Genomic DNA, 11,938 nt, shown 5'->3' on the forward strand with positions numbered 1-11,938 from the left:
AAACCCGTTGTGGACGTGCAGGCACGGTGAATGCGAGACCAGAATTGAGAGTCGTATTTCAGTCGGTCGTAAGATAAATTCAGGGTGAATCTCACCTCATTCAGGAGTGGATATGCCGCAGACGTTACCGGAAATTGATGTCTTGTTCGTCGCCGGGTTCGGGCCCATTTCGCGGGATACGGAGTCCAGCACCGCGTTTTATGTCCAGACACTCGGCCTTCCGCTGAAGCCGATGGAGGGGAATACCGAATATCTGCTCACTGAGGAGGGCCAGCTGGAAGGCGTGAAGCATTTCGCCGTCTGGCCGCTCACACAGGCGGCTGCATCCTGTTTTGGAGAGGAACAGTGGCCAGTTGAGCACCCGATACCGCAGGGATGGGTAGAGTACGAGGTTCAGGATCTGGACTCGGCTACCCGCGTTCTGAGCAAGAAAGGCTATCGGCTGCTGGTGGCTAACCGCACGGAACCGTGGGGGCAAACCGTCACTCGCCTGCTCAGCCCGGAAGGCTTGCTTACCGGGCTGACGATTACGCCGTGGCTGCGGGGGTAAATGGGTTTTGGCGAGAAGCAGACTTGTACAAGAAAAATCCGGCTTTGAGTGCAAAAAGAGTTAAAAAAATGAATAACTATTTTGTTTTTATGGACCATATATATTAAAAGATAAAGCCAAACTTTTTTAAAGATACGGGGTCATATAACCCCGTCCCAAAATCAGCAATTAGATAAAATATTCGAGATTATTTTACCACGACTGATGCGATTACCTCTATCATTACTTGCTTGCAAGGCAGCCTTATAATATACCCTCGGCTCATCATTTTCCCCATGATATTTATCAGAGGAAACCTCATCAACATTTTTATAAAAATCATCTAGAAATGCACGACATTTTGATTTATCTAACTGTTTCCTTTCATTAATAATAAGTCGATATATCTCCACAAATAAAGTATAGAAATCAGCTTTTTTCATTGCTCTACTGTCTGGTGTGAAGTTCAAAGAATCGATGAAGTTTAATGTTTCCTCAATATTCTTTTTAATAGCATCTTTAGCAGGAAAATCCTCATTATATTTTTCGAGGTAAGATTCGATCTCTTTATCTCGATTGAAATACGTAGTCATGATCGTTACTGTCAAACCAAGACAATATCTAACATCATTCATTCTTTTAATGTCAGATGATGTGAATATTTTGTAGTGTTCAAAAAAATCATATCCTGAAAATTCCTCTCCGAAATTTTTAAACTCTCCACCATATCTTGCATTGTCAATTTCCATGGCGTTTAATCCATAACTAGTAGAGTTAATTTTCTTAAACACATCCCGAATTACTTCTATAGACATTGCACCTAAATCTCTTACAACTACGCTATATTCTAAAAAATCGATTTGTTGTTCTTCTGGAAGATCAGCATATTTAGGAAGATCGGCAGGCAATCGCAAGTCTGCGTCTCCTTTGAAATATTGATAAAGAGTCGTAACTCTTTGTTGCCCATCAACTAATACTTCAGCTCCCTCACCAGTTTTAGGATCGACCTTTCCTGCGGCTATATATATCTCAGGGAAGGGATAGCCATGAACGACAGTTTTTATAAATTCTACTTTATCTTTATTTGTCCATACAAGACGACGCTGAAAATCAGGTTGCGGAATTAAAGTCCCGGAACCTATTGCTGTTAGTAAAACACGCAAACGTCTATTGGATGCTGAAGTGTTCATTTGTTGACCTCAAATATGCATTGTTCTAAACAGGTTTCTTGGTATTTTTCAAGAAAAAAGGAATTGTAATATATCCCCGCTGCAATTTTATAATCACCATACTGCCGAGAATTTGTCAATTCGCTAAAAAACTCAAACCAATCAGTCGAAAAAGCAAAATTTTCACCTCTCGGGAATTTATCTGGACGTATCCATCCCGATGATAAATATTTAAAAAATTCTTTTTTTGATTGCCAGTCTGCATTACTATATTTATATTCCAGCGCTGTCTTCCACACATTTTCAAACAAAACAGGGGATACGATTGCGACATCAATATCTGATTCATCTCCAAATGGAACAAATCTCTTTGTAGGTTTAATACTAAATCCTAGTTTGCAAGAACCGACCACAATGACATTATCGAACCCCACATTAAGCTTATCGCAGATTTTGCTTTTCAAGGCATAGCTCTGACTGGACTCTATCATTTGACAATCGGAGTGAAGAATATATCGTCTAAAGGCGTCAGTAGCACTATTTGCCTTGATAAACTCTTTAAAATCATCGATATGCGAACTCATTTTCGCTGCCCATTATATGTAAAATGACCTTTTTAGGGTAGATCTACTTACTTTATCGATAGCTTCATTTACCCCTGCCTACTATGCATATTACCAGAAAAGATTTAAATAGGGATTGAAAAATGCTTTCCATACTGTGATTGAGCGTTAATATAACCCTTGCACTAATACCAGTAGCCACTTTAACTATAAGGCAAGATTAAGAAAGATAGTTAGTTCCGCCAAGACACACGCCGGCATTTTTCATCCCCCGATAATGAGCGGCTCCTAATCGCTTCATTAATGGCTAGTTCCATTCACCAAAACGCTCACCTCCCCAAAGCCTCGACAATCGCCCTCTCCATTTTCTCTGGCGTAGTCATCGGAGCAAAACGCTGGAGTGGTTTACCGTCGCGGCCGATCAGAAACTTAGTAAAGTTCCACTTGATCCGCCCCCCCAGCACGCCGGGCAATTCGTTTTTCAGATAGCGAAACAGCGGGTGCGCTGCGCTACCGTTAACCTCAACCTTCTCAAACATCGGGAAACTCACGCCGTAGTTGATGTAACAGGTTTTTGAGATTTCATCGGCGCCGCCGGGTTCCTGTTTGCCGAACTGGTTACAGGGGAAGCCCAGCACCACTAATCCTTGATCGGCGTATTTCTTGTATAGCGCTTCCAGACCTGCATATTGCGGCGTGAAGCCACACTGGCTGGCGGTATTGACGACCAGAACCACCTTTCCCGCATAGTCGGCCATTGATATAAGCTGCCCATCCAGACGTGTGGCAGAAAGTTGATAAAAGCGAGTCATACTGAAATCCTCAAAGCAGGCCGAAAAGTCGCGGTGACCATCAACAGGGCCGCCGCCGTTTAGAAAGTTTACATTCAGGCAGGCTATTTGTGATACATTCCTGGCGCGCCAATGACCACCACACTCGCTATCAGGTATGCAGAACATAACAAAAAAAATTCGCTGGCTTCTGCTTACTCTCCCACTCCTCAGCGGTTGTGGCACGCTCTCACAGATGTCCTCCCCGGAAGGCACTCAGGAACTTCTCACCCATGATTCACTGGATGGCGACGTTGACAGCGTGGTGCGTCACTATATGGCGCAAAAATCCGTTCCCGGGATGACGGTCGCGGTGATCCATAATCACGGATCACCGCAGTTTTACACCTGGGGCGTAACCGATGCGGTCAATCGTTATCCGGTCAGGCCCGACACCCTGTTTGCGCTCGGCTCGCTCAGCAAAGGGATCACGGCGGAAGTGGTGGCTTGTCTGGTGAATGAAGGGCAACTGAACTGGAACGATAACCTGGCGACATTGCTTCCGCCGGGGACGCCGCTTAGCGCGGATGCACAAAAAATTACCCTGCTTGAACTGGTTACCCACACTTCCGGCCTGCCGCGTCAGAATATGGATGTTCCGATGCTTGGGAAATTCATCGGCTATTTAAGCACGGGTGAAAATTTCTATAGCGAGCTGGACAGCGATAACGTGCTGCGCTACCTCGCCGACTGGCGGGCGCCAAAGAATAAAGTGCCGCAATATTCCAATACCGGCTACGCGCTGATCGGCTATATCCTGAAGCACAAAACCGGCGAAGATATACAGAGTTTAGCCTCGCGCTATATTTTCCGTCCGCTGCAAATGGCTAACAGCAGCTTTATTCCCCAGCAGCTAAAAGGATACCCGGAGCGTGCGCTCGGCCACGCGGGCGATCAGCCGAAATTTATCCCGCGCGGGCAGCTCACCCCGGACTGGCATTTTTCCAACAACATGGTGGCGGCAGCGAGCTTGTACAGCAACGCCGAAGATCTGGCGACCTATGCCCGCTATCACGTATCGACGACCCACAGTCCCCTGCTGGACAGCGTTTTTGACGAAGTGAGAAATACCGATATTCAACGTCCCGACGGGGTACAGGGTATTGCCTGGACCACCGACTTTATCGGTCTGGAAAAAATCACCTATCAGGTCGGCTATATCGGCGGTTACTCCAGCTTTATCGGTTATGACAAAGAAAAAGGTAATGCGGTGGTGGTGCTGCAAAATACCTTTAACTGGAGTAATTACATTGGCATCGCGCTATTAATGGATATGGCGAAAAAAGACAGCCAGAGCCCTGGCAGCCGCTTTGCGATTAATGGGATTCCAAAACGCGTTTATCAGCAATAGTAGTGAACGCCCGCCGTCAGATTCAGGCCTGGTGCGCAAGATCTTCGCGAGTCGGCCCCTGAAAGTAGATAGTACTAATATGGCAACTTCGAGGCTGAGTCAGTACAAAACGAATCGTTTCCCAGATTGACCATCCATTCACCAGACGCTCCCCCATCCTTGATTGATTATCGACATGCGCATCTAATCCGGTCAGTTCAAAATCAGGCGGATATAATCCGGTTACCCGAATGTTTTCTTTGGATAAGTGTTCTGACAGTTTCGTTGTAAAGCCGCTGAGCCCGTGTTTGCTGGCAAAAAAAGCGGGATGGGCAATCGAATCTGTAAAGTTCGGAATACCGCACGCAGATATAACCGCAATGATGTCTGCACTGTCTGAGCGTCTTAAACCCGGAAGCATTGCCTGGGTTAGCAGGATTGAACCTGTCAGGCCTGAACTGACGGTATTGAAGATTTCTGTGCTCGAATGTTCGTCTATTGTCCCTGACAACCACTGAGCAGCATTCAGAATTAAAATATCGATTGGCCTGTCTGAATGTAAGACCTGCGAAGAAAACTGAGAAATGGATTCCGGCAGGGCTAAATCACAGAGATACCCTTTCGCCTCACCACCTTCAGCCGCGATGAGGCTGCAGGTGTTTTGAATATCCACCGCCCGGCGGGCGCTAAAATCCACTTCAACGCCCTCTCGGGCAAGCCAGACGCACAGCGCCTGACCAAATCCCCCGCCGCCACCGGTGATAACAGCTCTTTTACCCCTCAGCATAACTCTGCGTCCTCTGTCGTGATGAGTCTGTATCGAGGATTAATAGCATGATGAGGCGGGTAACATCTTCCCGTTAGTGCCATTTACAGCGGGAAAGAGCGCTTGAGCGTCTTTTATATTTCCCCAGAGAATTAGCTACGTCTTTCTTCGGCACAAGCTGCCAACGCCTGGTTTACTGGACTCGGATAATGGTTTATTTATTCTTGAATTTAACTTTGATTAATAATTTATACTGCGCCATGCTCCGATTTTATATTTAACTCTCTTTCGACTCGGGAGTCCCCTGATGAAACACCAGTTTCCACTGGTCATTATCAAAACGCTCCCAACATGAAGAACGAAGAGAAGTACGACTGCCATCTGGATTAAACGTCCTGTAATGTAATATAGCGAAATTATCGCTTACGTTGATGAGTTGATAATCGCGACTGAGAATAGTTGGCGCATTTATTTCAGCAGAAAGGTATTCTATTGTCTCTGTACGAGTGACTAACACGCCTGTACGTGTTATTTCTCTAAATTCTTTATGAAGTATTTGTTCAAGCCACTCCCTGTCTTTTCGCATGTCGCCATGTAGAGAACATTCAAGTCTAATAAGCTTCTCAAGGAGCATAGTGATTGTCCTCATTACATGTCAGTGTTTATAAAACGATAATCGATCTAAGGCAATGGCCGCTCCTGCCATGAAGCGGACCTTCCCCCTACACCGCCGACTTCGGCCTTAAATTCTCATCAAACGTCAGCCGTTTTCGGTCAGGCTCAGCCTCGCGCAGCGGCTCCACCTGGTGCATAGTGAGCTTGCAGCGCTCCACCAGCACCTGATACTCCCGCGTGCCCTGCCGCTTCCACGCCAGCTCCTGCTCGCTGAGTTCGCGAATCGCTTTGGCTGGGCTGCCGATAATCAAATGGTTGGCGGGCATCTCCGCTTTCGCCTTCACGAACGCCGCCGCGCCGACGATGCTGTTTTCACCGATGACCGCGCCGTCCATCACCACCGCGTTCATGCCCACCAGCGCATTGCGACGGATCACGCAGCCGTGGAGAATGGCGCTGTGGCCGATATGCCCGTCCTCTTCCACCACCGTGTCCTGCTCCGGGAAGCCGTGCATCACGCAGTTATCCTGAATGTTGGCACCGTCTTTCACCACGATACGGCCAAAATCACCGCGCAGGCTGGCGTTAGGACCGACGTAAACGCCTTTGCCCAGAATCACGTCCCCGATCAGCACCGCCGTCGGGTGAACATAGCTCTCGTCCGGCACGACCGGCGTCAGACCGTCAATTTGATAAACTGGCATCTTCGCTCCTTATGCGCTAGTAAGACCACCAAAGCGTTGATAGTAAAGCGTGCCGGGCACGGGCAGTTCGCCCACGGAGGTTTCGCCCTTCTCGCTGACAAACGTCAGCGCCCCCGGCGCGACACGCTGATAGATATTAATGCAGAGCTGTCGGGCGCTTTGTCCCGCCCAGTGCGCGGGCAGCAACTCTTCCGGCAGCAGCGGGTCTTTCAGCACCACGCGACGATAAAAGTGAATCAGCAGCAGCTGGATCTGGAAACAGCGTTCCGGCGTCAGCTCCTCGGGCGCTGCCTCTTTCAGCAGCGGCAGCAGCGGCCGGAACGAGTTGATAAACGACTCGTACATCGCGTTTTGCTCGGTTAACTGCCAGCACTCTTCTACCCGCGAACGCAGCGCGGCGCGGGAGAGCGCCAGCGGCGAGTGGGCTTCAAAGAAGATCACGTTTTCCGCCACGCCGGCATCGTGAAGCAGGGACTGCACGTCCGCCAGATGCTGCGACGGCGAGGCCATCAGGCTCGGCGCCAGCGTGCCAAACCCCTGCCAGATCAGCTGTTTTTTGACGTCGGCAAGGGTGGTTTTATCCAGACCTTCGGAGAGCAGCAACAGCCATTTGCCGTCCCAGGCGGGCAGTTCCGCGCGGTAAATCTTATTCTCCGCGCGACGCGTCAGGCGAAGCCCTTTATCGCTCAGGCGGTAAAAGCTGCGACGCCCGATGCGGGAAACGTCCAGCCAGCCCTCTTTGTTGAGGCGAAACAGCGCGGTGCGCACGAAGCGCTCGCCAAACCCCATGCCTTCCAGCAGGGCGGCCAGGCTACCGAGCCAAATCTCACCGCCGCGATGGGAAAGCGCATCACCGTATAACGAGGAGATAAGAGAGGTCCCGCTGACGGGTACGGAGCTGACCGCGTGCTGGATAAAGGCGTCGAGTTTATTCATGTGATTCATTCTGTTGTTATTTTTGTCCTGGATGAATCATAGCACAGGATTCTGGGATAGCCCCTCACCCTAACCCTCTCCCTTTTGGAGAGGGACGGGGTGAGGGAAAACTTAGCCGTTGGCCGCAGCTTTACGCAAGTCAAACACCCGGCAGGCTTTGCCCTCTGAGCGCGGGATGCTGCCGCAGTTCACGATCGTGACGTCGGTGGAAATCCCCACCATCGACTTAATGCGGTGGCGCAGCTGGTGGCACACCTGACAGCGCTGCTCGTGCGTCAGCGTGAGGCTACTCTCTTTCAGCTCCACCTTCACGGAAAGTGAATCAAGATGCCCGCGACGGTTCACCTCCAGCTGATAGTGCGGAGAAAGGTGTTCGAACTTGACGATCTCCTCTTCCAGCTGCGAAGGGAAGACGTTGACGCCGCGGATGATCAGCATATCGTCACTGCGCCCGCTGATCCGGTCCATGCGGCGCATGCTGCGGGCGGTGGCCGGGAGCAGGCGCGTCAGGTCGCGGGTGCGGTAGCGGATCACCGGCAGCGCCTCTTTGGTCAGCGTGGTGAACAGCAGTTCGCCCTGCTGCCCGTCATCCAGCGGCGTGCCGTCGTTCGGGTTGACGATCTCCGGGTAGAAATGATCTTCCCAGATGGTCGGGCCGTCGACGGTTTCAATACACTCCATCGCCACGCCCGGCCCCATCACTTCGGAAAGACCATAGATATCCAGCGCGGTAATGCCTAAGCGTTTTTCAATTTCGCGCCGCATGGCCTGCGTCCACGGCTCGGCGCCGAAGACGCCCACGCGCAGGGAACAGCCGCTGGCATCGCCGCCCATCTGGCGCTCCAGCTCTTCAATCAGGTTGAGGCAGTAGGACGGCGTCACCATGATCATATCCGGCTGGAAATCACGGATCAGCTGCGCCTGTTTCTCCGTCTGGCCGCCGGACATCGGGATCACCGTCGCGCCTAAACGCTCGGCGCCGTAGTGCGCGCCCAGCCCGCCGGTAAACAGGCCATAGCCATACGCCACGTGAATTTTGTCCTTCGCGCTGCCGCCCGCCGCGCGCAGGGAGCGGGCCACCAGATTGGCCCAGTTGTCGATGTCGCCCTGCGTGTAGCCGACAACGGTCGGTTTGCCGGTGGTCCCGGATGACGCGTGAATACGCACCACCTGCTCCATCGGCACGGCAAAGGTATCGAACGGATAGTTATCCCGCAGGTCCTGCTTGGTGGTGCACGGGAATTTGCGGATATCCGCCAGCTCTTTGAAATCGTCAGGGTGAACGCCCGCGGCGTCAAACTTGCGTTTGTACATCGGCACGTTGCTGTAGGCGTGATGCAGCGTCCATTTCAGACGCTCGGTCTGCAGCGCCTGTAACTCGTCAAGGGAGGCCGTTTCAATCGGATCAAGCTTTGTTGTATTTGTCATTGTAGGGTACTCACATTGTTTTTATGCTCAAACACGCTCAAGGATCATGGCAATGCCCTGACCCACACCGATGCACATCGTACACAGCGCGTAGCGCCCGCCGCGTCGGTGCAGTTCATTGCTCGCGGCCAGCGCCAGTCTGGCACCGCTCATGCCCAGCGGGTGGCCCAGCGCAATCGCGCCACCGTTCGGGTTGACGTGCGCGGCATCATCCGGCAGGCCCAGCTGACGCAGCACGCCCAGCGCCTGCGAGGCGAAGGCTTCGTTAAGCTCGATCACGTCCATATCGTTAATGCTGAGTCCGGCGCGCTCCAGCACCTTGCGGGTGGCCGGGACCGGGCCGAGCCCCATCAGACGTGGCTCCACGCCCGCCGTCGCCATCGCCACGATCCGCGTGCGCGGGACTAGCCCCTGCGCCAGCGCCATCTTCTCGCTGGCGACAATCAGCGCCGCCGCGCCGTCGTTGACGCCGGAGGCATTTCCCGCCGTGACCACCCCGTTCTTACGGAACGGCGTTTTGAGTCCGGCGAGCTGTTCGAGCGTGGTGTCCGCGCGCGGGTGTTCATCCACGTTAAACTCGGTGACCGTCCCTTTTTTGCCCGGCACCGGTACCGGCACAATCTCCTGCGCCAGAATGCCGTTCTGCTGCGCCTGCGCGGTGCGCTGCTGGCTGCGCAGCGCGAACGCGTCCTGATCGGCACGGCTGATATTTAACAATTCAGCTACATTCTCTGCCGTTTCCGGCATACTGTCAGTTCCGAATTGCTGATGCATGAGCGGATTCACAAATCGCCAGCCGATGGTGGTATCAAAGATTTCCGCCTGACGCTGAAACGCGGCGGTGGCTTTGCCCATCACAAACGGCGCACGCGACATCGACTCCACGCCGCCCGCAATCAGCAGCTCGCCATCGCCCGCCTTAATAGCGCGGGCAGCAAAACCAATCGCGTCCAGCCCCGATCCGCACAGGCGGTTAATGGTGGTTCCGGAAACCGTCTGCGGCAGCCCGGCCAGCAGGGACGACATGCGCGCCACGTTGCGGTTATCTTCCCCCGCCTGGTTGGCGCAGCCGAAGATCACGTCGTCGATCCGCTCGAGGTCGAGCTGGGGATAGCGGGCCAGCAGCGCGCGCAGCGGCACGGCACCGAGATCGTCGGTTCGGACTGCGGCAAGCGAGCCGCCGTAACGCCCCACCGGGGTTCGAACGCCATCACAAATAAATGCGTCACGCATCTGCCTCTCCCGTCACGCTGCCGCCGATGCGGTGAGATTTCCCGCGAAAAAGGGCGACGGTTTTCTGTTGTTGGTTCTGGATTTCAATGTCGTATACGCCGGTCAGCTTGCCCTGGTGCATCACCCGCGCGGTGGCGGTGAGCGTGTCCCCGGCAAAGCCCGGACGCAGAAAATCAATCGAGCAGCCTGAGGCTACCGCCGCCAGCCCCTGGCTGTTGCAGGCGTAGGCAAAGGCGGTGTCTGCCAGCGAAAAAAGCTGTCCGCCGTGGCAGGTTTGGTGGCCGTTAAGCATCTGCGGGGTGATGGTCATGGTCACCACCGCGTAGCCCTCATCCATGTCGACAATGTCCATCCCCATCGCCTGCGCGCAGGCGTCCCGTTCGTACATCGCGCGGGCGTTATGCCAGGCGTTATGACTCATAGCTACTCTCCAGAAGCGCGCGCTGGCGCAGCAGTGAACAGGGGCGATAGCGCTCCTCCCCGTAATGACGCTGCAGGTTCTCCAGCAGCGTCAGCAGGCGCTGCCAGCCCAGCCGTTCGCCCCAGGCGATCGGCCCGCTCGGGTAGTTCACGCCCAGGCGCATGGCGGTATCGATGTCCTTCTCGCTGGCGACCCCTTTTTGCAGGGCATCCAGCGCTTCGTTGGCAATCATCGCCAGCGTGCGCCAGACCAGCAGTCCGGGATAATCGGCAATTTGCACCACCCGGTTACCCTGCTGCTGCAGATAGCGGATGGCCTTTTGCGTCGCGGTGTGCGGGTTGCTGGCGGCCGACGCAATCACCGCCACGTCGCGCTCAATGCGGTCCACCACCACCACCGGGCCGTTGAGCCGCAGCGCCAGCGCCTGAGCGGTTTCGCCCTGCGTTTCGATCAGGTACACATCATCAATTTCGGTGACACCGTCACGTCTTTTTTCCACGCGCATCGGGCTGTAGCTGTCGTTTACGGCCTGCACCCACTGCACGGCGGGTTTGTCACCCTGCCAGTCGTAGACGCCCTTCCCGCTCTTTTTGCCCAGCCTTCCCGCCAGCACCAGCTCCTGCTGCACCAGCGAAGGCAGAAAACGACGCTCCTGCCAGAAGGCGTTAAATACCGAGCAGGTCACCGCGAAATTCACGTCCTGACCAATCATGTCGGTCAGCTCCAGCGGCCCCATCGGGAAACCGCCGCCGTCGCGCAGGGCGGCATCAATGACCTCCGGCGGCGCGACCTGCTCTTCCAGCGCGCGCCAGGCTTCGGAATAAAACGGACGCGCGACGCGGTTGACGATGAACCCCGGCGTTGACTGGCAGCGAACGGGCTGTTTGCCCCAGTTCAGCGCCAGCTCGCACAGCGCGTCGGCTACTTCCGGAGAAGTCGCCAGCCCGCTGACAACCTCCACCAGCTTCATCACCGGCGCCGGGTTAAAGAAATGCAGCCCTGCGACGCGCTCCGGGTGGTGGACGTCCGCCGCAATCGCCGTAACGGAGATGGAAGAGGTATTGCTGGTCAGCACCGTCTGCGGCGGGCAGATCTCAGCCAGCTGCGCAAACAGCGCCTTCTTCACCTCCAGACGCTCGGAGGCCGCTTCTATGACCAGATCGGCCGCGGAGAGCGCCTCGATATCGGTGACCGGAAGCAGCCTGGCGAGGATCTGGCTCCCGGCATCGGCGGAGAGTTTTCCGCGCGTCACCCGGGAGGCCAGACGCTGGCGGATCCCGTCGATGGCCCGCGATATCGCATCGCTGGAGATGTCGTAAATCAGCACCTGATGCCCATGGCTGGCGGCGACTTCGGCAATCCCTGCGCCCATCGTACCGCTGCCAATCACGGCGACAGTCCGTATGTTCAGCAT

Annotated in this window: 13 protein-coding genes; 2 read left to right on the plus strand and 11 right to left on the minus strand. The window is 54.1% G+C overall.

Annotated features, from left to right (window positions below; all coding sequences use genetic code 11):
* The first annotated feature begins 112 nt into the window (after positions 1–112).
* Positions 113–550, plus strand: a complete 438-nt coding sequence (locus UTM25_RS07520) for a VOC family protein (protein WP_194399138.1) — start codon at positions 113–115, stop codon at positions 548–550.
* Between the two features lie 161 nt (positions 551–711).
* Here the strand turns inward: UTM25_RS07520 and UTM25_RS07525 are convergent, their stop codons facing one another.
* The 3 genes from UTM25_RS07525 to UTM25_RS07535 all read right to left on the minus strand — a co-directional run bounded on the left by UTM25_RS07525 (position 712) and on the right by UTM25_RS07535 (position 3,073).
* On the minus strand, positions 712–1,719 hold the full coding sequence (locus UTM25_RS07525) for a DUF262 domain-containing protein (RefSeq protein WP_194399137.1): 1,008 nt from the start codon (positions 1,717–1,719) through the stop codon (positions 712–714).
* Positions 1,716–2,282: a hypothetical protein gene (locus UTM25_RS07530; RefSeq protein ID WP_194399136.1), complete on the minus strand. Its 567-nt coding sequence runs from the start codon at positions 2,280–2,282 to the stop codon at positions 1,716–1,718. Before UTM25_RS07530 ends, UTM25_RS07525 begins: the two co-directional genes overlap by 4 nt.
* Positions 2,283–2,590: 308 nt before the next feature.
* The gene (locus tag UTM25_RS07535; RefSeq protein ID WP_194399135.1) at positions 2,591–3,073 is read right to left on the minus strand and encodes a glutathione peroxidase; all 483 of its coding nucleotides are present in this window, start codon (positions 3,071–3,073) and stop codon (positions 2,591–2,593) included.
* A gap of 136 nt (positions 3,074–3,209) precedes the next feature.
* On the opposite strand from UTM25_RS07535, the gene UTM25_RS07540 reads away from it, so the two are divergent.
* Entirely contained in the window at positions 3,210–4,442 is a 1,233-nt protein-coding gene (locus UTM25_RS07540) for a serine hydrolase domain-containing protein (RefSeq protein ID WP_194399134.1), read from the plus strand.
* A gap of 22 nt (positions 4,443–4,464) precedes the next feature.
* On the opposite strand, the gene UTM25_RS07545 is transcribed toward UTM25_RS07540, so the two are convergent.
* The 8 genes from UTM25_RS07545 to paaH all read right to left on the minus strand — a co-directional run bounded on the left by UTM25_RS07545 (position 4,465) and on the right by paaH (position 11,938).
* A complete protein-coding gene (locus tag UTM25_RS07545) occupies positions 4,465–5,208 on the minus strand; it encodes an SDR family oxidoreductase (protein WP_194399133.1) in 744 nt (247 codons plus the stop codon).
* A gap of 256 nt (positions 5,209–5,464) precedes the next feature.
* On the minus strand, positions 5,465–5,821 hold the full coding sequence (locus UTM25_RS07550; RefSeq protein WP_194399132.1) for a DUF4440 domain-containing protein: 357 nt from the start codon (positions 5,819–5,821) through the stop codon (positions 5,465–5,467).
* An 88-nt stretch (positions 5,822–5,909) separates the two neighbouring features.
* On the minus strand, positions 5,910–6,506 hold the full coding sequence (gene paaY, locus UTM25_RS07555) for a phenylacetic acid degradation protein PaaY (protein ID WP_106105952.1): 597 nt from the start codon (positions 6,504–6,506) through the stop codon (positions 5,910–5,912).
* Positions 6,507–6,515: 9 nt separating this feature from the next.
* Positions 6,516–7,451 carry a phenylacetic acid degradation operon negative regulatory protein PaaX gene (gene paaX, locus UTM25_RS07560; protein WP_088205386.1) on the minus strand — a complete coding sequence of 312 codons (936 nt, stop codon included), beginning with the start codon at positions 7,449–7,451 and terminating at the stop codon, positions 6,516–6,518.
* 102 nt (positions 7,452–7,553) lie between these two features.
* On the minus strand, positions 7,554–8,870 hold the full coding sequence (paaK, locus tag UTM25_RS07565; RefSeq protein ID WP_121423609.1) for a phenylacetate--CoA ligase PaaK: 1,317 nt from the start codon (positions 8,868–8,870) through the stop codon (positions 7,554–7,556).
* A gap of 27 nt (positions 8,871–8,897) precedes the next feature.
* Entirely contained in the window at positions 8,898–10,103 is a 1,206-nt protein-coding gene (pcaF, locus tag UTM25_RS07570) for a 3-oxoadipyl-CoA thiolase (RefSeq protein ID WP_194399131.1), read from the minus strand.
* The gene (gene paaI / locus UTM25_RS07575) at positions 10,096–10,524 is read right to left on the minus strand and encodes a hydroxyphenylacetyl-CoA thioesterase PaaI (RefSeq protein WP_023335572.1); all 429 of its coding nucleotides are present in this window, start codon (positions 10,522–10,524) and stop codon (positions 10,096–10,098) included. The genes pcaF and paaI overlap by 8 nt, the downstream gene beginning before the upstream one ends.
* A complete protein-coding gene (paaH, locus tag UTM25_RS07580) occupies positions 10,514–11,938 on the minus strand; it encodes a 3-hydroxyacyl-CoA dehydrogenase PaaH (RefSeq protein WP_194399130.1) in 1,425 nt (474 codons plus the stop codon). Before paaH ends, paaI begins: the two co-directional genes overlap by 11 nt.

Origin of the sequence: Enterobacter sp. 61D5 (genome assembly GCF_034107965.1) — a bacterium.
In the GTDB taxonomy this organism is placed as follows: Bacteria; Pseudomonadota; Gammaproteobacteria; order Enterobacterales; family Enterobacteriaceae; genus Enterobacter; species Enterobacter cloacae_M.